A 23,035-nucleotide genomic window follows, 5' to 3' on the forward strand; every position below is an offset into this window, starting at 1 on the left:
GGAAGAGGCGGGATAAAATCCGGCGAAGCGGGACGAGCGTCGAACAGAGACCTGACATATCTGATGGCAAAACACCTCATTGACCGCGGCGCGCGCACTGCGCTGGCTCTTCTCGTCACCGCCGCGATCGCAGGCGGCGCGACTGCGCAAAATGCGCCGGCGCCAAAACCCGCCGCACCCAAGGCAGCACCGAAGGCCAAGGACAGTGGTGCGCAGAGCAATGCCGACAAGGGCCCGACCACGACGGGCGCCACCCAGGCACCGCCGGACCCGGTGATTCCAGATCCGCGCCGCAACGTGCCCGCCAGCATCTTCCAGACCTTCGACGCCAATCAGAAGGCGCAGGCCGCCAAGGTCTCGGCCTATCTGTCGTCGCTGCAGACCCTGGTCGGGAATTTCGTGCAGGTCGGCCCCGACGGCACCAAGACCAAGGGCGATTTCTACATCCAGAAGCCCGGCAAGCTGCGCTTCGAGTATGACAATCCGAGCACGATCGAGGTGATCGCCGACGGCTCGTCGGTCGCGGTGCGCGACCGCAGGCTCGCCACCCAGGACGTCTATCCGCTGTCGCAGACCCCGCTGCGCTATCTGCTGTCGGACCGCATCGATCTGATGAAGGACACCAACGTCGTCAGCGTCACCGCCGACGACGTGTTCGTCAGTATCACGATCGAGGAGAAGCAGGCGCTGGTCGGCACCAGCCGCTTCCTGCTGATGATCGGCGCCAAGGACGGCAAGCTCAAGCAGTGGACCGTCACCGACCCGCAGGGCTACGACACCACGGTTGCGGTCTACAATCTCGACGCCACGCAGAAGCCCGATCCCGGGCTGTTCAAGATCGACTTCACGACCTATCCCGGTTCGTCGCCGGGTTAGCGAGATGCCGTAGGATGGGTAGAGCGCAGCGAAACCCATCACCTTTGATCCGCGTGGGAAGATGATGGGTTTCGCTTCGCTCTACCCATCCTACGCATCACCCCCTGTGGACAATTGAATCCCGCACTGAGAACCATGCTAAGACGCAGCTCTCATGCGGTTCTCCGTCACCACCTGGAACATCAATTCGGTGCGCCTGCGCATCGATATCGTCGCCAAATTCCTGAAGAGCGCGCGGCCGGATGTGCTGTGCCTGCAGGAAACCAAGTGCATCGACGATGCGTTTCCGTTGAAGCGCTTCAGGCGGCTCGGCTATGAGCATGTCGCGCTGAACGGGCAGAAGGGCTATCACGGCGTCGCCATCGTCTCACGGCTGCCGTTCGAGACGACCGACATCCGGACATTCTGCGACAAGATCGACTCGCGGCACATCTCGGTTTCCTTTGGTGAAAAGGCGCAGCTTTCAAAACCGCTGGTGCTGCATAATTTCTACGTGCCGGCCGGCGGCGACGTTCCCGACCCCGCGCTCAATCCGAAGTTCGAGCACAAGCTGCAATTCCTCGACGAGATGAAGAGCTGCGAGCCGCTGCATCCGCGCGGCGACGATCGCCACATCCTGGTCGGCGACCTCAACGTCGCGCCGCATGAGAACGACGTGTGGTCGCACAAGCAGCTGTTGAAGGTGGTCTCGCACACGCCGGTCGAGACCGAGAAGCTGCTCGCAGCCCAAGCGCATGGCGAATGGTTCGACATCGCGCGCGAGCGGATCCCGATGTCGGAAAAGGTCTACACCTGGTGGAGCTATCGCGCCGCCGACTGGACCGTCGGCGACCGCGGCCGCAGGCTCGATCACATCTGGGTCTCGCGCGCGCTGAAGGATCACGTCAGCGATTTCAAGATCACCCGCGACGCCCGCAGCTGGGAGCGCCCGTCGGATCATGTGCCGGTGACGGCGGTGATGGAGGTGTGACGCCGCATCAGCGCGAAGGTTGTCCTCCGTCATCCTGAGGAGCGCGGAACGCGCGTCTCGAAGGATGAATCGGCCCGGCTGGTGGCCGTCGACCCTTCGAGACGCGCGCAAGAGCGCGCTCCTCCAGCGACAAAGGCGAAGCCTTTGCGCGGGGGGTGACGGATCAATGAGCTTTGCAGAACGACGGGAAGATCACGTACTCAGCTTGCCGCCCGCCATCAGAATATCACTGGCGAGCTGGCTGGTGCGAAGCGCGAGCTCGTCGCGCAGCCGGCGCGCGGCGGCGGGATCGCTTTCCAGCACGCGCTGGAACAGGCTGCGGGCGACTCGGATCACCGAGCCGCGCTCCAATGCAGTGGCGGTCGACGGCCGTTTCATCGCGACGATCAATGCGAGCTCGCCGATCAGCGCGCCCGGACCGGCGATGATCTCGGCGCCGCCTTCCTCGACCCGGAAGCTGCCGCGCTGCACGACATAGCCGGCGTCCGCGGCGTCGCCGACCTTGAACAGCACCTCGCCTGCGTTGAAGTCGCGTTGCTCGGAGCCGATCGCCAGCATGCGCAAGGAGCTCTCGCCCAACAGACGCATCGTCGGGACCCGCTCGAGCAGGGCTACGTCATCATCGATCGACATTCAGGTCCGGTAACCGCGGTGCGCCTCGATTTCACGAATCGTTGAGCGCGAAGCGTATCACGGCACCAGCTTGTAGCCACCGGCTTCCGTCACCAGGATTTCCGGGTTGGCGGCGTCCTTCTCGATCTTCTGGCGGAGGCGGTAGATGTGGGTTTCCAGCGTGTGGGTGGTGACACCGGAATTGTAGCCCCAGACTTCCTGGAGCAGGGTCTCGCGCGACACCGGCATCTGGCCGGCGCGGTAGAGGAAGCGCAGGATCGCGGTTTCCTTCTCGGTCAGCCGCACCTTCCTGGCATTGGCGCCGGTGAGCATCTTCGAGCCGGGACGGAACGAGTAGGGGCCGACCGAGAACACCGCGTCCTCGCTGGCCTCGTGCTGGCGCAGTTGCGCCCGGATCCGGGCCAGCAGCACCGCGAAGCGGAACGGCTTGGCCACATAGTCGTTGGCGCCGGACTCCAAGCCGAGGATCGTATCGGAATCGGTGTCGTGGCCGGTCAGCATGATGATCGGGGCCTTGAAGCCACCCTTGCGCAGGCTGCGGACCACTTCGCGGCCGTCGGTGTCGGGCAGGCCGACATCCATCAGGACCAGATCGGGAGAATTGGCTTTGGCGGCAGTGGCGCCCTTGGCGCCGGTGTCGACTGCGGAGGCTTCGAACTCCTCGTGCAGGGACAGCTGCTCGACCAGCGTATCGCGCAGATCGGTATCGTCATCCACGATCAAGATCTTGCGGGCATTGGCCATAGGTACAATCCTTCGGGGGCGGGGCGGTCAGAGGCGGAGGGCGCTTAAGACCGTAGCATCGGCTAGATATGTGCTCAGGTAGGCGATTGTTACCGATTCACAAGGCAACGGCAGTCTACCTCAAATCCGGCGGGGCAGGACGTGAATGTCCTGTAATGCCGGGTGATAGAATGATCCGAACATCCTAGGCAAGTTCAGTTTGGAACGATTCTTGAGGGAAGATCAGCTATTTCAATCACTTATATGACAGCCAAACGTGATCGCCCGCTCTCCGCCATCGAGGTCCGCGCCGCCGCCGGCAATCCGCGCCGGGGCTGGCTGACGGCCGATGGCTGGACCGTTCCGGTGGCGCTCGGACGTGGCGGAATCCTCGCCAACAAGCGCGAGGGCGACGGCGGCACGCCGCGCGGCATCTTCCATCCGCGGCAATTGTGGTGGCGCGCCGACCGGCACCGGCGTCCGCTGACCTTGCTGCCGACCCGGCCGATCCGCCGCGAGGACGCCTGGTGCGAGGACCCCGCCGACCGCCATTACAACCAGCCGATCCGGCTCGACCGCGAGCAGGGCGGCGACCGCCTGACCCGCGAGGACCATCTCTACGACTTCATTGTCGAGATCGACCACAACGCCGCGCCGCGCATCGCCGGCCGCGGCAGCGCCGTGTTCCTGCATCTGGCGCGGCCGAATTTCGGACCGACCGCGGGCTGCGTCTCGATGACGAAGGCGTCGATGCTGCGGCTGCTGCGGCGGATGGCCCCGCAGACCCGGATCATCATCGGCTGAAGTTGTCGAATAGCTGAGCATCGGTTTTCCCACGCGACAAGCGCGACGCGTTTGTGCTGAGATTGCGCGCGACCCAAAAACATTCCCCAAAATAAAACTCGCGGGAGCGAAAGCATGCTCGACACCAACCAGATCGCGGCCGCCGCAAGGGTCCTGACCGAGCACTGGCACGCGGGGACCAAACTCGGCGCACTCGATGGCGCGATCCGGCCCCGCGATCGCGCCGAGGGGTACGCGGTGCAGGCCGAGCTGGAGAAGACGTCGCGCGAAAAACTGTTCGGCTGGAAGATCGCGGCGACCAGCGCGGCCGGCCAGAAGCACATCAACGTCGCCGGGCCGTTGGCGGGGCGCATCCTCGCCGAAACGGTGATCGCAGATGGCGGCACCGCGTCGATGAAGGGCATCGAGATGCGCGTCGGCGAACCGGAATTCGCCTTCCGCATGGCGCGTGATCTCGCACCGCGCGCAACGCCATACAGCGTAAGGGACGTGTTGGAGGCGGCCGGCACGCTGCATCCCGCGATCGAGATTCCGGATTCGCGCTTCGCCGATTTCGTCTCCGCCGGCGAGGCGCAGCTGATCGCCGACAATGCCTGCGCGCATCTGTTCGTGCTCGGACCCGCAACGTCAGCCGACTGGCGCGCGATCGATCTGGTCGAGGAACGCCCGACCATCACGCTGCGCGGCGAGCGCTATGTCGGCCACGGCAAGAACGTGCTCGGCGATCCCCTGATAGCGCTGACCTGGTGCGCCAATGAATTGCGCGCGCTCGGGCTGACCTTGCGGGCAGGGGAGGTCGTCACCACAGGCACCTGCCATCCCCCGCTGCCGATCGCGGCGGGAGATATGTTCGCGGCGGACTTTGGCGCGATCGGAAAGGTGTCGGTGAAGTTTGCGTAGGCGCTAAGCGCAACGCTCACCGCATCGTCGTCCCGGCGAAGGCCGGGACCCATAACCACCGAACTCGGTTGTCGCGCACCGACTAGCCGCGCGCCCTTTGCGATGGCCGCGGCGTATGGGTCCCGGCCTTCGCCGGGACGACACTGGTTATACGACACTAATTATGCACCACCGTCCGCGTCCCGAAAATCGCCGACCCCACCCGCACATGCGTCGCGCCCATCGCGATCGCCACGGCGAAATCCGCGCTCATGCCCATCGAAAGATTTGTCAGCCCGTTGCGCGCGGCGATCTTGGCGCAGAGCGCGAAATGCGGCGCCGGCGCCTGGTCGACCGGCGGGATGCACATCAGTCCTGAAATCTGCAGGCCGTGGCTGTCGCGGCACGCCGTGATGAAGGTATCTGCGTCCTGCGGCGCGACGCCGGCCTTCTGCGGCTCCTCGCCGGTATTGATCTGGACGAACAGTTCCGGGTGCTTCCCCTGATTTTTGATTTCCTTGGCTAACGCTTCGCAAATGCTGGCGCGATCGACCGAATGGATCGCATCGAACAGCGCGACCGCCTCCTTGGCCTTGTTCGACTGCAACGGTCCGATCAGGTGCAGCTTCACGCCGGGATGAGCCTGGGTCAGCTCCGGCCACTTGCCCTTGGCCTCCTGCACGCGATTCTCGCCAAATACGCGCTGTCCGGCGCCGATAATCGGCAAAATTGCGTCGGCCGCGAATGTCTTCGACACCGCGATCAGCGTCACCGACGCGCGGTCGCGCCGCGCCTCCTTGCAGGCACGCGCGATCTCCTGCTCCACGGCGGCGAGGCCATGTGGTGAATCAGCCGATAACGGCGTGGTCGGGCTTTGCGTCATGCTTGTGCCGTTCTCTGACAGGTGCGGGGGTTGGCTCGAATTTTACCAAATTCGGGAAAGGCTTTTTGAAGCCCTGCATTCTACCTTGCACGCGGGCAAGGGAATAGAATGTCGGGCGTCACTTTCAACCGCAACCGGGTCAGGCTCAAGAAGGTTCTGGGTATTCGTGCCCGGCTCGCCTTGCTTGCGGTGATGCTGGTCGCGCCGCTGATGCTCGATCGCGTCCGCACGCTGGAAGATTCCCGCAGCAAGCAGGTCGCGCAGGCCGCGGCCGGCTATGCCAACCTCACCGCACACGCCGCCGAAACCCAGCGCGAAGTGGTGTCCTCGGTCGAGACCATGCTGAAATCGGCCGCCTATATCCGCGCCTCCGGCGGCATTGGGCAGAGCTGCGAGGTGCTCCGCGCCAGTCTGCCGACGGTGCTGCCCTGGATCCGCAGCATCATGTTCGTGTCGAGGGACGGGCTGGTGCAATGCTCGACGCTGAACAGCCAGGTCGGGCTCAGCATCGGCGATCGTGAATATTTCAAGAAGGCGCAGGACAATCGCGGCTTCGTGTTCAGCGACTATCTGCGCGGCAGGACCAACGGCCGCGCGATGATGATGGCGGCCTATCCGGTGGCCGCGATCAATCCGGAACAGGACGCCATCGTGGTCGCCGGCATCAACATCGACTGGCTGTCGCAGATCATGGCCAATCTCGGCGGCCAGCCCGGCATGTCGGCCGCTCTGGTCGATAGCACCGGCGTCGTGATCGCGGCTCCATCGGATCATGCCAGCCTGATCGGCCACTCGCTCGACACCATCCCCTTGATGTCGGCGATTGCCGAGAAGGCGCTGAGCTACGACGAGCCGTCGGGCTCGGTGTCGTTCACGGCTTCCGACGGCGCACAACGTACGCTGAGCTTCGCCCGCATCGCCGGAACGCAATCCCGGCTGATCGTCAGCATGGACGAGGCCAAGGTGACGGCGGCGATCAACCGCGAGATCCGTACCGCCTACCTGCAACTCGGCTTCGTCTGCCTTTTCGTTTTGCTGGGCGCCCTGGTCGGCGCGGAGCGGCTCGTCATCCATCCGATCGAGCTGATGACCGGCATGGCAAGGCGGTTCGGCGAAGGCGACTGGTCGGCGCGCGTCGCCAAGCACAAGCTGCCGTCGGAGTTCGTCCCGCTGGCGCGCGCCTTCAACGCGATGGCGGCGCAACTCAGCCAGCGCGAGCGCGAACTCGTTGAGTCCAACGACCGTCTCACCGTGATGGCTTCGATCGACGCGCTGTCGGGCCTTGCCAACCGCCGCGGCTTCCAGAGCCGGCTCGACTTCGAGTGGATGCGGGCGCAGCAGTATGAATGCGAGCTGTCGCTGATGATGATCGATGTCGATCACTTCAAGCTCTACAACGACACCTACGGCCATCCCGAGGGCGATGCCTGCCTGACGCGGATCGGCGAGGTGCTGTCCGGCATCGCCGCCGACACGATGGGCTTCGCCGGCCGCTACGGCGGCGAGGAATTCTGCTTGCTGCTACCGAACACCGACGCCGCGCATGCGCTGGCGATCGGCGAAACGGTGCGCACTGCGGTGCTCGGCCTTGCCGTGCCGCACGCGCCCTCGAGCTATTGCGTCGTCACCGTCAGCGTCGGCGTCGCAACCACCAAGCCGAATGAGACCCAGCGCCCCGGCGATCTGATCGAAGCCGCCGACGCCGCCCTCTACGCCGCCAAGCGCCGCGGCAGGAATGCCGTGATCGAGCACGGGTTCCTGCAGACGCTGGACGAAGCCGGAATGGCGCTGGCGAGCTAGCTGCATCGCCCCGTGCAGGTGGAGCAGCATCAAGAGCTCATCCCTTGCGCCAACCGAGAAAATAACTGCTGGTGCTCTCATCGACACGCAGCGGGATCATACCCAATTTGTAGTCCGGATGCCGCCGTGACCCGTTTTCGGATCCCGGTGCCGCTGCTATTAGGTCAACGGTGCTGCCCGATAGCCCCTCGTTCCGAAATTGCCGGGCGTCCCCTCTACTCACCATCGTGCGGCCATGCTTTGGTCAAAACTGCGTTGAGTGCTTGGCGGGAACATCGAACGTCATGACAATGCGATTCGCCTCTTTTGGTGACACTGGATCAGGGGACAGGTCGCCACCGCATTCTTGAGATACCCGCTGCAAGGCTTGCGATGGAACGGGCAAGGTTCGACAAAGCCAGGATGCTCGCTTTTGGCGACGCTCGGGCCATCGCGACCTACGCGGTCGAAATCCTGATAGTCGGCGCGATTTATGGCGGCCTTGCCGAAGCCGCGCGGCTGCTTCCGGCGATCAATCCAACCGCGACACTGCTATGGCCACCGACCGGGCTTGCGCTCGCGCTGGTCCTGCTGCGCGGCTACCGGATCTGGCCGGCGATCCTGGTGGGGACCATCTCGCCTTACTTTATGGCCGACCGATCGCTCCTGGAATTTGGCACCGCCGGGATCGGCAGCCTGCTTGCTGCATGTGCCGGGACATGGCTGATCGACCGTTGGTCGAATGGTCGCCAGACGTTTGCCACGCCTGTCGGTGTCGCGAAGTTTGCAATCATGTCCTGTGCGCCGACCGCGATCATCAGTGCAACCATCGCCTCGGCCGGCTTCGCGCTCGCCAATGATTTGAGCCTTTCCGATTCCGTCGTCGCCGGGGTGACCTGGTGGCTTGCGGACGCTGCCGGGACCCTGGTGGTTGCTCCGCTCATCGTGCTCTGGGCAACGATGCCCTTGCGCATTCCTTCCAAATGGAAGCTGTTGGAATCGATCGCTGTCCCAGCTCTCGCCGGCATCGTCGGGATCGTTGCTTATAGCCCGCTCATCGGCAGCGACCTCGTCAGCACCGACCTCGATGTGGTGCTGCCGCATCGGAGCCTGCTGGGCTTTCTGGTTCTACTGCCCTTGATCTGGGCCGGCCTGCGCGGCGATCGATGCACCGTGTCGACGGCTGCGTTCATTTTTGTCGGAATGGCCGTGTGGGGGTTCTCGGTAGGGAATGATCCATTTCCGAAAATGGATCCGAACGGCGCACTATTATCCTTGCTCGTGCTCTCGATCATCGTATCGGCGCCTCCCCTCGCCCTGGCGGCGGCAATTGCGACACGCCAGACCACGGAAGTCGATCTCCTTTCCGTTCAGGACCAACTGAACGGTCAACTCGAACGGAAAGCCTTGGCGCTCGACAACATCAGGCGGCATTTCCAAACCCTTATTGAGGGCGTCGTCGACTATGCGATTTTTGCGCTCGATCGAGAGGGACACGTTACGAGTTGGAATAGCACCGCCCAAAAGATCATCGGCTACAGCTCGGAAGAAATCATCGGCAAGCATTTTGGAATTTTCTATCGGCCGGATGAACGCCGCGCGGGTTCGCCAGCACACGCGCTGGAGACGGCAATCGAAAGAGGCAAGTACGACGTTGAGGGTTGGCGCATCAGAAAGAATGGTACGCCGTTCTTCATCACGGGCTCCGTCTCGTCGAGCCATGATGACGCAGGAAATCTGATCGGCTTCATCAGTATTCTGCGCGACGCAACCGAGCGGCGCGACGCGGAGGAGAAGCTGGTCCAGGCCCGCGAACAGCTCGCGATGTCCCAGAAAATGGAGGCGATCGGCAAACTGACCGGCGGGATTGCGCACGACTTCAACAATCTATTGATGATTATCGGAGGCAGCGCCCAGATCTTCACGCGCCTGCTTGATCCGAAACTGCCCAAGGCAATCGAAGCCATCCAGACCGCGGCCAAGCGCGGCGAGAGCCTGACGCGCCAATTGTTGACCTTCTCTCGTCATCAGCACCTCAGCCCGACGGTCGTTGATCTGAATGCGTCGATCAAGAACATGCGGACCATGATTGAAAGCTCGCTGCGCGGGAACATCGTGTACAACGAGAACGTCGGTGAGGGCATAGCCTCGGTCAAGGTGGACCTCGCCGAGCTGGAGCTTGCGATCGTCAACATCGCCGTCAATGCGCGCGATGCAATGCCAAGCGGCGGCACGTTCACCTTGTCCGTCCATGCGGTGACCGCGAACCAGGAGACCGGCGGCGATCGCCGCGCAAAGGCTTTCTTTGCGATCGCGCTCGGCGATACCGGCACCGGCATTCCGCCAAATCTTCTGTCCAAGATGTTCGATCCGTTCTTCACGACCAAGGAGGTCGGCAAGGGGACCGGGCTCGGTCTGTCCCAGGTCTATGGTTTCGCCCACCAGGCGGGTGGAACGGTGACGGCAGACAGCAAGGTTGGTCAGGGAACAACAATTACAATCTATTTGCCGTCCTGCGCAGACGAGCAAACCGCCAGCAAGGACCTCGCCGCCGCCAGGGCAAAACCGAGGCAGCCGCAGCGGCAGACGGTTCTTGTTGTCGACGACAGCCCCGAAGTCGCGGATGTGACATCCTCGCTGTTCGAGCATTTGGGCTATGAAACGATCTATCGGGATTCGGCCGAAGCGGCGTTGAAGCTGCTCGATGCCGGCACCAGGATCGATCTCGTCTTCAGCGATATCGTCATGCCGGGAACCATCGATGGGGTCGGGCTCGCGAGAGAGGTGCGGTCGCGCTACCCCGGTTTGCCGATCGCCCTGACAACCGGTTACAGCGACGCTGCCAATGCGGCACCGCCAAGCCTCAAGATACTCCGCAAGCCGTTCGACACCGAGGCACTCAGGGATTTCATCCAGGATCTTGCGCCCCCGAGATCGCCGCGATCATCCGTCGTGCCTTTGGCATCAAACACGACCGACGCTCTGCGCAGACATTGACCGGTCGCGCCGTCGCGGGCGCTGTTCGGGCAAAAGATGCCGCGGGAATGCGGAACTATGACCTCATATTCGGTGTCGTCCTGGCGAAGGCCAGGATCCATTACCCCCGCCGGCCGTGATTGCGCCAAACTGGGGCCGCGATCCCGTTTCCCAACAGAGCCCTGTGGTTATGGGTCCTGGCTTTCGCCAGGACGACGGGGAGGCTGCCGGCGGCACCCCGGCATGACCATTTGGCAGGCCCCAAGCCGTTGACCGAACAGGCGCTTTTGTGGCCTAGTCCGCCGTCCCCGGATGGGACCCGAAAATCACCGAAAGCCACCCAAAATCCTTGCGATTTCATGACCGCCGAACGCTACAACGCCCGTGAATCCGAACCCCGCTGGCAAGCCATCTGGGACCAAAAGGCGATCTTCGCCTCCAAGAACGACGATAAGCGGCCGAAATACTACGTGCTCGAGATGTTCCCCTATCCGTCGGGGCGCATCCATATCGGCCATGTCCGCAACTACACGCTCGGCGACGTGCTGGCCCGCTTCATGCGCGCCCGCGGCTACAACGTGCTGCACCCGATGGGCTGGGATGCGTTCGGCCTGCCGGCGGAGAACGCCGCGATCGAGCGCAAGGTGGCGCCGAAGGCCTGGACCTACGACAACATCGCCGCGATGAAGAAGCAGCTGCGGTCGATCGGGCTGTCGCTCGACTGGAGCCGGGAGTTCGCGACCTGCGACCCCAGCTACTACAAGCATCAGCAGAAGATGTTCCTGGACATGCTGGCTGCCGGTCTCGCGGAGCGCGAGAAGCGCAAGCTGAACTGGGACCCGGTCGACATGACCGTGCTGGCCAACGAGCAGGTGATCGACGGCCGCGGCTGGCGCTCGGGCGCCGTCGTCGAACAACGGGAAATGAGCCAGTGGGTCTTCAAGATTACGAAGTACGCGCAGGAGCTCTTGGAGGCGCTGGACGGTCTGGACCGCTGGCCCGACAAGGTGCGGCTGATGCAGCGCAACTGGATCGGCCGCTCCGAGGGCCTGTTGATCCGCTTCGCGCTTGATGCTGCGACCACGCCGGCCGGCGAGACCGAGCTGAAGATCTTCACCACCCGGCCGGACACGCTGTTCGGCGCGAAATTCATGGCGATCTCGGCGGACCATCCGCTGGCGCAGGCCGCTGCCGCGAAGAACCCCAAGCTCGCGGAGTTCATCGCCGACATCAAGAAGATCGGTACCGCGCAGTCGATCATCGACACCGCCGAGAAGCAGGGTTTCGACACCGGCATCAAGGCGGTGCATCCGTTCGACCCGAATTGGAAGCTGCCGGTCTATGTCGCGAACTTCGTGCTGATGGAATACGGCACCGGCGCGATCTTCGGCTGCCCGGCGCATGACCAGCGCGACCTCGACTTCGTCAACAAGTACAATCTCGGCAACGTGCCGGTGGTCTGCCCCGAGGGCCAGGACCCGAAGACCTTTGTCATCACCGACACCGCCTATGACGGTGACGGCCGCATGATCAATTCGCGCTTCCTCGACGGCATGACGATCGAAGCGGCGAAGGAAGAGGTCGCGAAGCGTCTCGAAACCGAGCTGCGCGGTAATGCGCCCGTCGGCGAGCGCCAGGTGAATTTCCGCCTGCGCGACTGGGGCATTTCGCGGCAGCGCTATTGGGGCTGCCCGATCCCGGTGATCCATTGTCCCAAGTGCGACGTGGTGCCGGTGCCGGACGACCAGTTGCCGGTGACGCTGCCGGAGGATGTCTCCTTCGACAGACCGGGCAACGCGCTCGACCATCATCCCACCTGGAAGCACGTCAACTGTCCGAAGTGCGGCGGCAAGGCTGTGCGCGAGACCGACACGATGGACACTTTCGTGGACTCATCGTGGTATTTCGCGCGCTTCACCGATCCGTGGAACGAGACCGCACCGACCACGCCCGCGGTCGCCAACCGGATGATGCCGGTCGACCAGTATATCGGCGGCGTCGAACACGCGATCCTGCATCTGCTCTACAGCCGCTTCTTCACCCGCGCGATGAAGGCGACCGGCCACATCGACATGAGCGAGCCGTTCGCCGGCATGTTCACCCAGGGCATGGTGGTGCACGAGACCTACCAGAAGGCCGACGGCGCCTGGGTGACGCCGGCCGAGGTGAAGATCGAGGTTGATGGTAATGCCCGCCGCGCGGTGCTGCTTGAAACCGGTGAGGACGTCGCGATCGGCCCGATCGAGAAGATGTCGAAGTCGAAGAAGAACACCGTCGACCCCGACGACATCATCGCGAGCTACGGCGCCGATGTCGCGCGCTGGTTCATGCTGTCGGACTCCCCGCCCGACCGCGACGTGATCTGGAGCGACGAACGCGTGCAGGGCGCCTCGCGCTTCGTGCAGCGGCTGTGGCGGCTGGTGAACGAATCGGCCGAGATCGCCAAGACCGCGCCGGCGGCGCGGCCGGGCACGTTTGGGCCCGAAGCGCAGGCGCTGCGCAAGGCGGCCCATGGCGCGCTCGACAAGGTGTCGTCCGGGATCGAGCGGCTGCATTTCAACGTCTGCCTCGCCCATATCCGCGAGTTCGCCAACGCGCTGGCGGAGGTGCTGGCGAAAGGCGACAAGCCGGCGGCGGACGTGGCCTGGGCCGTCAAGGAAGCCGCGACCATCCTGGTCCAGCTGTTCTCGCCGATGATGCCGCATCTGGCCGAGGAGTGCTGGGTGGTTCTGGGCCACACCGGGCTGGTTTCCGAGGCCGATTGGCCGCAAATCGAGCGCGATCTGCTGGTTGAAGACAGCGTGACCCTGGTCGTCCAGGTCAACGGTAAAAAACGAGGTGATGTTACCGTGCCACGCACCGCCCAAAATGCGGATATAGAGGCTGCCGTTTTGGCGCTCGATGCGGTAAAAGCCGCCTTGGATGGCAAGCCCGTCCGCAAGGTGATCGTGGTGCCCATGAGGATCGTCAATGTTGTCGGCTAGGATCAGGATCGCCGCCCGGCTCATCGCTGTGGCAGCCTTGGCCGCGCTGACGGCCGGATGCTTCCAGCCGATGTATGCCGAGCGCACCCTCGACGGTTCGCCCGCCCTGCGCGAAAAGCTGATGGGCGTCGAGGTTCCGCCGGTCGACAAGCCGAACGCCTCGCGCGAGGCCCGGGTCGGCGTCGAGGTCCGCAACGCCCTCGCCTTCAAGCTCTACGGCACCGCCACCGGCATGCCGCCGACGCACCGCCTGGTGCTGCGCTTCTTTACAAGCCGCTCATCGCTGATGATCGACCCGACCACCGCGCTGCCAACCAGCGAGAATTACGGTATCGACGCCCAGTTCAATCTGGTCGAGATCGCCTCGAACAAGTCGGTGATGACCGGCACCACGTTCTCGCGCGTGTCCTATGACATGCCGGGCTCCTACCAGCGCTTCGCGCGCCAGCGCGCCCTCCGCGACGCCGAGGACCGCGCCGCGCAGGAGATCGCCGACAATATCCAGACCCGGCTCGCCTCGTTCTTCTCCAGCGGGACCTGATCGCCGCATTGGCAGCACTTCGCGGAAAAGAGATCGACAGCTTCCTCGCCCGGCCCGACGCCGGCCGCCCGATCATCCTGCTTTACGGCCCGGACCTCGGCCTGGTGCGCGAGCGCGCCGACGCGCTGATGGCCTCCGCGGTCGACGATCCCAATGATCCATTCTCGCTGGTGCGGCTCGATGGCGACGAGCTCGCCGCCGAGCCATCGCGGCTGGTCGATGAAGCGATGACGGTGCCGCTGTTCGGCGGCCGCCGCGCCATCCGCGTGCGCGCCGGCTCGCGCAATTTTTCGAGCGGCGTCGAGACGCTGACCGAAACGCCGGCGCTCAGGGATTGCCGCATCGTGATCGAGGCCGGCGAGCTCCGCCCGGAATCGCCGCTGCGCAAGATCTGCGAGCGCGCCAAGAACGCGGTCGCGATCGGCTGCTATCCCGACACCGAGCGCGACCTGACCAAGCTGATCGAGGACGAGCTGCGCGTGTCCAACCTGCGGCTCGCACAAGATGCGCGCGCGGTGCTGATGTCGCTGCTCGGCGGCGACCGCATGGCCTCGCGCAACGAGCTGCGCAAGCTCGCGCTGTTCGCGCATGGCAAGGGCGAGATCACGCTCGATGACGTCATGACCGTGGTCTCCGACGCCTCCGAGCTGAAGCTCGATCCGATCGTCGACGGCGCGTTCGCCGGCAACGCCGCGCTGGTCGAAACCGAGTTCACCAAGGCGATGGTCGCCGGCACCTATCCCGGCGTGATCATCTCGGCCGCGCAGCGCCAGGCGGCGTGGCTGCACAAATCGGCGCTGGCGATCGCGGACGGCACCCCGGCGTCAACCGTGCTCGAAGGCGGATTTCCGCGGCTGCACTTCTCGCGCAAGCCGGCGGTCGAGATCGCGCTGCGCAACTTCACGCCGCAGCGGCTGGTGAGCATCATCGATCAGCTTGCGACCGTGGCGCTCGACATGCGCAAGCAGGCCGCGCTCGCCGCCGTGATCGCGCATCGCGCCCTGCTCTCGATCGCGGTGAATGCGAAGCGAAGGGGATAGCCGAGACCTCGAGACAACCGTCATTGCGAGGAGCGAAAGCGACGAAGCAATCCATCGCTCCGCAGATGCCAGAGAAATGGATTGCTTCGCTTACGCTCGCAATGACGTGGAGAGAGATCGGAAAAACTAGCCGCCTTCCAGCCGCCGCACCACTTCGTCGAGCTGCTCGAGATTGCGGTAGTTGATCTGGACGGTGCCGCCGGGATCGCGGTGGCTCACGGTGACGGTCAGGCCGAGCGCATCGCTGACACGCTTCTCCAGCGCCAGCGTATCGGCATCCTTGTCGACCTTGGGCGCGCTGCCAGAGCGCGCCTTCTGCGGCTTGCGCTCCGGCACGCCCTCCTCATGCGCCAGCGCCTCGGCCTGGCGGACGTTGAGGCCTTCGGCAACGATGCGCTTCGCGGCCGCGAGCGGATCCGGCACGCCGATCAGCGCGCGGGCGTGGCCGGCGGACAGATCGCCCTTCGAGATCAGCGCCTGCACTTCGTTCGGCAATTTGGTCAGCCGCATCATGTTGGCGACGTGGCTGCGGCTCTTGCCGACGATCTTGGCGATGTCTTCCTGGCTGCGTTTGAACTCGTCGGCGAGCGAGTGATAGCCCAGCGCCTCTTCCATCGCGTTGAGGTCTTCGCGCTGCACGTTCTCGATGATCATGATCTCGAGCGCGTCGGAATCGGAGACTTCGACCGGCACGATCGGAACTTCGTGCAGGCCGGCGAGTTGCGAGGCGCGCCAGCGACGTTCGCCGGCGATGATCTCGTAGCGGTCCTGCGCGCCCTTGATCGCGCGCACCACGATCGGCTGGATCACGCCGCGCGCCTTGATCGAATCGGCGAGCTCGCCGAGCTCGGCATCGGCGAATGTACGCCGCGGGTTGCGCGGGTTGGCCTTGAGGAATTCGATCGGCACCTTGCGCTGGTTGCGCGGCCGCTCGACATGCGCGGCCGCCTCGCCGCCGACATCTCCGATCAGGCTTGCCAGCCCGCGCCCCAGTCGCGAACGCGCTTCATCGGCCATTGTTGCGAGCTCCCTTGGATTCACACGCAGTACTCCGAACTTGAATTTCAGAATCGTAGGATGGGTAGAGCGAAGCGAAACCCATCGCTACATGCGATGAGGGTGATGGGTTTCGCTGCGCTCTACCCATCCTACGCAACGTCGCTAGTGCGCGCGCAGCTCGCGCTCGCGCTGGATCACTTCGGTGGCGAGCTTGAGATACGCATCGCTGCCGGCGCATTTGAGATCGTAGACCAGCACCGGCTTGCCGTAGGACGGCGCTTCCGAGATGCGCACGTTGCGCGGGATCATGGTGTCGTACACCTTGTCGCCCATGAACTGACGCACGTCGGCAACGACCTGGTTGGAGAGGTTGTTGCGCGAGTCGAACATGGTCAGCACGATGCCGTGGATCGACAGCGTCGGATTGAGCGTCGAGCGCACCTGCTCCACCGTCTGCAGCAATTGCGACAGACCTTCGAGCGCGAAAAACTCGCATTGCAGCGGCACCAGGATCGCGTCCGACGCGGCCATCGCATTGACGGTCAGAAGGTTGAGCGAGGGCGGGCAGTCGATCAGCACGTAGGTGTAGTCGGCTTCCGGCGAGACGTTGTTGTTCAATCCGGCGATCGCATCGCGCAGTCGGAAGGCGCGGCCGGGCGTGGTACCGAGCTCCAGTTCGAGGCCGGAGAGGTCCATGGTGGAGGCGGCGATATGCAGCCGCGGCACGGCGGTCGCGACCACGGCATCGCGCAGCGGCGCTTCGCCGATCAGGACGTCGTAGGTCGAGCAGCTGCGGTTGCGGCGATCGATGCCGAGCCCGGTCGAGGCGTTGCCCTGCGGATCGAGATCGACGATCAGGACGCGCTCGCCAATCGCAGCGAGTGCGGTGCCAAGATTGATCGCTGTGGTGGTCTTGCCGACACCGCCCTTCTGGTTGGCGAGCGACAGGATACGCGGATGGCCCGGCGCTTGGAGCGCCTTATCCCCTTGATAAACCTCGTCCATCACAGTCATACCAAAATACCATTTGCTCTTGCGGAGTCCCCTAGCGCCGCTCGATTGACCCGAGTTCGACGATCCAGCCCTGTCCGCCGGTCCGGCTGGCGTGTAGCTTTGGCTCAATAATCCAATATTTAGTGGCCTCGGTCAATTCGGCCTCTACATCTTGACCCTTCAAAAACAGCACCTTGGCGCCCTTTTTGACCCACGGCTCCGCAAAGCCGATCAGTTGATGTAACGGAGCCAGCGCCCGCGCGGTGACGCAATCGATGGGGCCCGCGATTCTATCCACAGTATCCCCGATATCAGCCAGATGCACCGTTCCCGGCGACGCCGTCACCCGAATCGCCTCGCGCAAGAATGCGGCCTTCTTGGCGATTCGCTCAACCAGATGGATCTGCGTGCCTGGCGTCTCGGCCAGGGCGCAGGCGAGCACGACGCCAGGAAAGCCGCCGCCGCTACCGAGATCGACCCAGGATTTTGCCGTCGGCGCGAGGCTCAAGAGCTGCAGCGAGTCGGAGATATGGCGGGTCCAGAGATTCGGCAGCGTGGATGGCGCGACGAGATTGGTCTTGGCCTGCCATTCCAGGAGGAGGGCGATATAGCGATCGAGCCGCGCTTCCGTTTCACGTGAAACAGGCGTGAGCGCGAGCGCCGCCGCCTTGTCCTTGGCGGAGACGGTAAGTTCGGCAGATTGCGGGGCTGGAGCCATTCTCTGGAATGCCGGTCGAGCTCGTCATCGCGAGCGAAGCGAAGCAATCCATGGTCGACCCGCGGAAGCGATGGATTGCTTCGTCGCTTCCGCTCCTCGCAATGACGAGGCCACCATCCGTTTCACGTGAAACGTCAGGCCGTCGCCTTGGCCGATTTCCGTCGCGCCTCGCGCCGCAGATAGGCGGCCAGAATACCAAGCGCGGCCGGCGTCATTCCATCGATCCGACCCGCCTGCCCGACCGTCCGCGGCTGCGCCTTCTGCAACTTGGCCCGAGCTTCGTTGGAGAGACCCGGCACGTCGGCATAGTCGACATCGGTCAGGACCAGGCCCTCGTCGCGCCGGAAGGCGTCGACGTCGGCGGTCTGGCGTTTCAGATAGACATCGTATTTGGCGTCGATCTCGAGATGCACCGCGATCGCAGGGTCAATGGCCGATAGCTCCGGCCAGATCGCCCGGACTGCCGGCCATTCGATCTCCGGATAGGCCAGCAGCTCAAAGGCGGAGCGGCGATTGCCGTCCCGATTGAGGGCGAGCCCGTGCTTGGCGGCCTCATTCGGTGTGATCGCAAGCGACTTTGCCAGGGATTTCGCAGCTTCCAGCGCCGCCATCTTGGTTCGGTGGCGTTCGGCACGGGCCGATCCGACGCATCCGAGCGCGATCCCCTTGTCGGTCAGCCGTTGGTCGGCGTTATCGGCCCGCAGCGTCAGCCGGTACTCGGCGCGCGAGGTGAACATCCGGTAGGGTTCGGTGATCCCGCGGGTCACGAGATCGTCGATCATCACGCCGAGATAGCCATCGGCGCGGTCGAACACGATCGGGTCGGCACCGCCGGCCGCCAGAGCGGCGTTAAGCCCGGCAACGATGCCCTGCCCCGCCGCCTCTTCATAGCCCGTGGTGCCGTTGATCTGGCCGGCCAGGAAAAGCCCGCGCAGGCGCTTGGTCTCGAGGGTCGGATCGAGCTCACGCGGATCGACATGATCGTACTCGATCGCATAGCCCGGCCGAACCATCTTCACCCGGTCGAGGCCGGGGATGCTGGCAAGGATCGCGAGCTGGACCTCCTCGGGCAGCGAGGTCGAGATCCCGTTGGGATAGACCGTCGAGTCGTCGAGGCCTTCCGGCTCCAGGAAGATCTGATGACCGTCGCGATCACCAAAGCGGACGATCTTGTCCTCGATCGAGGGACAATAGCGCGGTCCGGAGCTCTTGATCTGGCCGGAATACATCGGCGAGCGGTGCACATTGGCCCTGATCACCTCATGGGTCGCCGGCGTGGTCCGGGTAATGCCGCACTGGATCTGCGGGGTCGTGATGCGGTCCGTCATGACCGAAAACGGCTCCGGCGGCTCGTCTCCGGGCTGCATTTCGACCGCGGACCAGTCGATGGTGGCGCCGTCGAGGCGCGGCGGCGTCCCGGTCTTGAGCCGGCCGAGCACGAAGCCTGCCCGCTCGAACGATGCAGACAGGCCCATGGCCGGCGCCTCGCCGACCCGGCCCGCCGGCCAGTTCTTCTCACCGAGATGGATCAGACCGCGCAGGAAGGTTCCGGTGGTGATGACGACCGCGCCCGCTGAGAGCTGTCGGCCATCGCCCAGGCGAATACCGGTCACGCGGCCATCGACGACGATCAGTCCATCTGCCTCGCCCTCGATCACGCTGAGGTTCGCGGCCTCCGTAATCGCTGCCTGCATCGCGGCCGCATAGAGTTTCCGGTCCGCCTGAGCCCGGGGACCGCGGACAGCCGGACCCTTCCGGCGATTGAGCATACGAAACTGGATGCCGCCGGCGTCGGCGACCCGGCCCATCAGACCATCGAGAGCGTCGACTTCGCGGACCAGATGGCCCTTGCCGAGACCGCCGATCGCGGGGTTGCAGGACATCGCGCCGATAGTCGCGAAACGATGGGTCACCAGAGCCGTCTGCGCGCCCATCCGGGCAGCCGCGCTCGCGGCTTCGCAGCCGGCATGGCCGCCGCCGATGACGATGACGTCAAATAAGTCTGCCCTGGAAGTCATGGCGGGACTTCTATCGTGGAGTGATGAAAGCCGGAAGAACGAAGTTGAGATCGCCGGTCTGAGACCCGGCCGTCTGAGCGAAATATGGATCGATCCGGATCACTCGCAATGACACGGCGGAGCTGTTTCACGTGAAACAGGCACGATCGAGCGAAGCCAAATGTTTCACGTGAAACGGGAGAGCCTCGTTAACCAATCCGAAACCATGTTTCACGTGAAACAGATCCGGCCGCGGCTACTTCCCGACGCAGAACTCGCGGAAGATGACGTCCAGGATGTCCTCGACGTCGACCCGGCCAAGCAGACGGCCGAGTGAAGTGGCCGCTCTGCGAAGTTCCTCCGCCGCGAGCTCCTCACCCTGCCCGACCACATCGATGCTGCGCTGGAGAGAGTCGACGGTCTCCTGGAGCAAGCCGCGCTGCCGGGTCCGGCTGATCAAACCGCCCTCGCTGGTTCCAAAATAATCGTGGGCGAAATCGACCAGTGCGGTGATCAGCTCAGAGAGGCCGTCACCGCGCGCCGCCGAGATCCTGAATTCGGGGGTGCTGCCACCCTCGCCCGACTGGGTCCGGACAAGGTCGATCTTGTTTCGCACCAGCCAGGTCGGCGTCGTACCGCCGTGCCCCGGCTTTGCGGCGCCGCTGTCGGCCAGCCAAAGCACGAGGTCGGCTTCCGCGGCACGGGCCCGGGCGCGGCGGACACCCTCCTGCTCCACCGGGTCGCTGGTTTCGCGGATCCCGGCGGTGTCGATGACTGTGACCGGATAGCCGTCGAGGTCGAGCTGCACCTCGATCACGTCCCGCGTCGTGCCCGCGTGCGGTGAGACAATCGCGACCTCGCGCCTGGCAAGCTGATTGATCAGGGTCGATTTGCCGACATTCGGCGGACCCGCGATCGCAACCACTAGGCCGTCACGTAGCCGCTCGCTTTGGCCCTGCCCCGCAAGCGCATTCTTGATCTCATCATGCAGCGCCCGGACCTTCTCGAGCGCCGGCGCGATCAGCTCCGTCGGCACATCGCCTTCGTCGGAGAAATCGATGCCGGCCTCGATCAGCGCTGAGGCTGCGATGATCCGCTCGCGCCAATCGCGGGCGCGATCGCCGAGCAGCCCCTTTAACTGCCGCAGCGCCTGGCGCCGTTGGCGATCAGTATCGGCGTGGATCAGGTCGTCGAGACCTTCGGCCTCGGTCAGGTCGAGCTTGCCATTCTCGAACGCCCGCCGGGTGAACTCGCCAGGCTCAGCCGGCCGGACGTTGTCGAACGCCGCGATGGCATCGAACATCGCCGCCAGCACGGCGCGCCCGCCATGGACATGAAATTCGGCAACGTCCTCGCCGGTCGCGCTTGCCGGGCCTGGGAACCAGAGCACGACCGCGTCATCGATCGGTTGGCGGTTCGAATTGTGGAGCAGCGCGCGGGTTGCCATCCGCGGGGCCGGTGTCTTGGCCGCCAGTCCTTCAATGACCGACGCGGCCATTGGACCAGACAGCCTGACTATGGCGATCGCGCTCGGTGGCCGCCCGGAGGATAAAGCGAAGATGGTTTGGTCGCGCGCATGCATCGTCTATTTCTTCCCAAGCCAATCAGCAAAGGCAATGCCGCTTCCGTTTCGCACGCGAGATTGCAGCATGTTGCATTGCAATATGGGCGCGTTTCGTTGCAGCAGCCTTGCAGCAATTTTGTTGCGCTTCTGCCGGTTTGCGTCAGAGGCTAAATCACAAATGTAAATTATATCAGTCTGTTACACGAATATTTGGCGCAATAGCCAGGCTCGATTCATGCTGCACTTTGCTGCAGCAAATCCGCAGCATGAAAAAGGCGCCCCGTTTGTGCGGAGCGCCTTGTTCTCTTCGGCCCCAATTCGACCTTGGCCTCAGGTGTTCATGGAATCGAAGAATTCCGAGTTGCTCTTCGTGTTCCGGAGCTTGTCGAGCAGGAAGTCGATCGCGTCCATGGTGCCCATCGGATTGAGGATGCGGCGGAGGACGTACATCTTCTTCAGCACCTGCGGATCGGTGATGAGCTCCTCCTTGCGGGTGCCGGAGCGCGCGATATCGATCGCCGGGAAGGTCCGCTTGTCCGAGACCTTGCGGTCGAGGATCAGTTCGGAGTTACCGGTTCCCTTGAACTCTTCGAAAATGACTTCGTCCATGCGGCTGCCGGTATCGACCAGCGCGGTGGCGATGATGGTCAGCGAACCGCCCTCCTCGATGTTGCGCGCGGCACCGAAGAAGCGCTTCGGGCGCTGCAGGGCGTTGGCGTCGACACCGCCGGTCAGCACCTTGCCGGATGACGGCACGACGGTGTTGTAGGCGCGGCCGAGGCGGGTGATCGAATCGAGCAGGATCACGACGTCGCGGCCATGCTCGACCAGGCGCTTGGCCTTCTCGATCACCATCTCGGCGACCTGGACGTGGCGCACCGCGGGTTCGTCGAAGGTCGACGACACCACCTCACCCTTCACCGAGCGCTGCATGTCGGTGACTTCTTCGGGACGCTCGTCGATCAGAAGTACGATCAGATAACAGTCAGGATGATTGGCGGTGATCGAGTGCGCGATGTTCTGCATCAGCACCGTCTTGCCGGTGCGCGGCGGCGCCACGATCAGCGCGCGCTGGCCCTTGCCGATCGGCGCGACGATGTCGATCACGCGGGCAGAGAGATCCTTCTTGGTGGAATCCTCGAGCTCCATGCGGAATCGCTGATTGGGAAACAGCGGCGTGAGGTTGTCGAAATTGACCTTGTGCTTGGCCTTCTCGGGATCCTCGAAATTAAGCGTATTGACCTTCAGCAGCGCGAAGTAGCGTTCGCCTTCCTTCGGGCTGCGGATGTGTCCTTCGATGGTATCGCCGGTGCGCAGGCCGAAGCGGCGGATCTGCGACGGCGAGACGTAGATGTCGTCGGGACCAGGCAGGTAGTTCGCATCGGGCGAACGAAGGAAGCCGAATCCGTCGGACAGCACCTCAACGACGCCCTCGCCGACAATGTCGGTCTCGGCGGCGGCGAGGTTTTTGAGAATTGCGAACATCAGCTCCTGCTTGCGCATGGTGCTGGCATTCTCGACCCCATTCTCTTCCGCAAACGAGACGAGCTCGGCCGGCGTTTTCGATTTGAGGTCCTGGAGTTTGATTTCCCGCATGGGGGTCGTCCTGTGAGGAAGTAAGTAGGGAAGGGGTGCGAGGTGGCTTGGAAAAAGCGGACGCCAAAGGAAGGTCCGCA

At 64.0% G+C, this 23,035-nt stretch carries 19 protein-coding genes; 10 read left to right on the forward strand and 9 right to left on the reverse strand.

Annotated features, from left to right (window positions below):
• Positions 1–63 precede the first annotated feature (63 nt).
• Together FBZ93_RS11900 and FBZ93_RS11905 are read left to right on the forward strand one after the other, a co-directional pair.
• A complete protein-coding gene (locus FBZ93_RS11900) occupies positions 64–876 on the forward strand; it encodes an outer membrane lipoprotein carrier protein LolA (protein ID WP_146986184.1) in 813 nt (270 codons plus the stop codon).
• Positions 877–1,030: 154 nt separating this feature from the next.
• Entirely contained in the window at positions 1,031–1,846 is an 816-nt protein-coding gene (locus FBZ93_RS11905; RefSeq protein WP_146986185.1) for an exodeoxyribonuclease III, read from the forward strand.
• 192 nt (positions 1,847–2,038) lie between these two features.
• Here the strand turns inward: FBZ93_RS11905 and FBZ93_RS11910 are convergent, their stop codons facing one another.
• The gene (locus FBZ93_RS11910) at positions 2,039–2,479 is read right to left on the reverse strand and encodes a Crp/Fnr family transcriptional regulator (protein ID WP_050425197.1); all 441 of its coding nucleotides are present in this window, start codon (positions 2,477–2,479) and stop codon (positions 2,039–2,041) included.
• A gap of 57 nt (positions 2,480–2,536) precedes the next feature.
• Positions 2,537–3,223 (reverse strand): response regulator transcription factor, encoded by a 687-nt coding sequence (locus tag FBZ93_RS11915; RefSeq protein WP_016841446.1) that lies wholly within the window; start codon positions 3,221–3,223, stop codon positions 2,537–2,539.
• Positions 3,224–3,466: 243 nt separating this feature from the next.
• Between FBZ93_RS11915 and FBZ93_RS11920 the strand changes: the two genes are divergently transcribed.
• Both FBZ93_RS11920 and FBZ93_RS11925 read left to right on the forward strand, forming a co-directional pair.
• Positions 3,467–4,006: a L,D-transpeptidase family protein gene (locus tag FBZ93_RS11920; protein WP_146986186.1), complete on the forward strand. Its 540-nt coding sequence runs from the start codon at positions 3,467–3,469 to the stop codon at positions 4,004–4,006.
• A gap of 114 nt (positions 4,007–4,120) precedes the next feature.
• Positions 4,121–4,906 carry a 2-keto-4-pentenoate hydratase gene (locus tag FBZ93_RS11925; RefSeq protein ID WP_146986187.1) on the forward strand — a complete coding sequence of 262 codons (786 nt, stop codon included), beginning with the start codon at positions 4,121–4,123 and terminating at the stop codon, positions 4,904–4,906.
• A 157-nt stretch (positions 4,907–5,063) separates the two neighbouring features.
• Here the strand turns inward: FBZ93_RS11925 and FBZ93_RS11930 are convergent, their stop codons facing one another.
• Positions 5,064–5,768: a YggS family pyridoxal phosphate-dependent enzyme gene (locus FBZ93_RS11930; RefSeq protein ID WP_146986188.1), complete on the reverse strand. Its 705-nt coding sequence runs from the start codon at positions 5,766–5,768 to the stop codon at positions 5,064–5,066.
• A 108-nt stretch (positions 5,769–5,876) separates the two neighbouring features.
• Here FBZ93_RS11930 and FBZ93_RS11935 point away from each other — a divergent pair, with 108 nt between their 5' ends.
• The 5 genes from FBZ93_RS11935 to holA all read left to right on the forward strand — a co-directional run bounded on the left by FBZ93_RS11935 (position 5,877) and on the right by holA (position 15,088).
• Complete coding sequence (locus tag FBZ93_RS11935; protein ID WP_146986189.1) at positions 5,877–7,568, forward strand: sensor domain-containing diguanylate cyclase; 1,692 nt, start codon at positions 5,877–5,879, stop codon at positions 7,566–7,568.
• Between the two features lie 372 nt (positions 7,569–7,940).
• Positions 7,941–10,544 carry an MASE1 domain-containing protein gene (locus FBZ93_RS11940; protein WP_146986190.1) on the forward strand — a complete coding sequence of 868 codons (2,604 nt, stop codon included), beginning with the start codon at positions 7,941–7,943 and terminating at the stop codon, positions 10,542–10,544.
• A 338-nt stretch (positions 10,545–10,882) separates the two neighbouring features.
• Positions 10,883–13,507 (forward strand): leucine--tRNA ligase, encoded by a 2,625-nt coding sequence (gene leuS, locus FBZ93_RS11945; RefSeq protein WP_146986581.1) that lies wholly within the window; start codon positions 10,883–10,885, stop codon positions 13,505–13,507.
• Positions 13,494–14,048, forward strand: coding sequence for an LPS assembly lipoprotein LptE (gene lptE / locus FBZ93_RS11950; protein ID WP_146986191.1), 555 nt, complete (start codon positions 13,494–13,496; stop codon positions 14,046–14,048). Before leuS ends, lptE begins: the two co-directional genes overlap by 14 nt.
• 8 nt (positions 14,049–14,056) lie before the next feature.
• On the forward strand, positions 14,057–15,088 hold the full coding sequence (gene holA, locus FBZ93_RS11955; RefSeq protein ID WP_146986192.1) for a DNA polymerase III subunit delta: 1,032 nt from the start codon (positions 14,057–14,059) through the stop codon (positions 15,086–15,088).
• 126 nt (positions 15,089–15,214) lie between these two features.
• On the opposite strand, the gene FBZ93_RS11960 is transcribed toward holA, so the two are convergent.
• The 5 genes from FBZ93_RS11960 to mnmE all read right to left on the reverse strand — a co-directional run bounded on the left by FBZ93_RS11960 (position 15,215) and on the right by mnmE (position 21,377).
• Positions 15,215–16,105 (reverse strand): ParB/RepB/Spo0J family partition protein, encoded by an 891-nt coding sequence (locus FBZ93_RS11960; RefSeq protein ID WP_167529009.1) that lies wholly within the window; start codon positions 16,103–16,105, stop codon positions 15,215–15,217.
• A gap of 144 nt (positions 16,106–16,249) precedes the next feature.
• Positions 16,250–17,101 (reverse strand): ParA family protein, encoded by an 852-nt coding sequence (locus FBZ93_RS11965; RefSeq protein WP_146986194.1) that lies wholly within the window; start codon positions 17,099–17,101, stop codon positions 16,250–16,252.
• A gap of 31 nt (positions 17,102–17,132) precedes the next feature.
• Entirely contained in the window at positions 17,133–17,798 is a 666-nt protein-coding gene (gene rsmG, locus FBZ93_RS11970; RefSeq protein ID WP_146986195.1) for a 16S rRNA (guanine(527)-N(7))-methyltransferase RsmG, read from the reverse strand.
• A 134-nt stretch (positions 17,799–17,932) separates the two neighbouring features.
• Positions 17,933–19,816 (reverse strand): tRNA uridine-5-carboxymethylaminomethyl(34) synthesis enzyme MnmG, encoded by a 1,884-nt coding sequence (gene mnmG / locus FBZ93_RS11975; protein ID WP_146986196.1) that lies wholly within the window; start codon positions 19,814–19,816, stop codon positions 17,933–17,935.
• Between the two features lie 235 nt (positions 19,817–20,051).
• A complete protein-coding gene (gene mnmE / locus FBZ93_RS11980) occupies positions 20,052–21,377 on the reverse strand; it encodes a tRNA uridine-5-carboxymethylaminomethyl(34) synthesis GTPase MnmE (RefSeq protein ID WP_146986197.1) in 1,326 nt (441 codons plus the stop codon).
• On the opposite strand from mnmE, the gene FBZ93_RS11985 reads away from it, so the two are divergent.
• Positions 21,277–21,543: a hypothetical protein gene (locus FBZ93_RS11985; protein WP_246667484.1), complete on the forward strand. Its 267-nt coding sequence runs from the start codon at positions 21,277–21,279 to the stop codon at positions 21,541–21,543. The genes mnmE and FBZ93_RS11985 overlap by 101 nt on opposite strands.
• A 146-nt stretch (positions 21,544–21,689) precedes the next feature.
• Here FBZ93_RS11985 and rho read toward each other — a convergent pair whose 3' ends face one another.
• Entirely contained in the window at positions 21,690–22,955 is a 1,266-nt protein-coding gene (gene rho, locus FBZ93_RS11990) for a transcription termination factor Rho (RefSeq protein ID WP_028341998.1), read from the reverse strand.
• Positions 22,956–23,035: the final 80 nt, after the last annotated feature.

The sequence above is a fragment of the Bradyrhizobium macuxiense genome, assembly GCF_007993935.1.
GTDB classification, from domain to species: domain Bacteria; phylum Pseudomonadota; class Alphaproteobacteria; order Rhizobiales; family Xanthobacteraceae; genus Bradyrhizobium; species Bradyrhizobium macuxiense_A.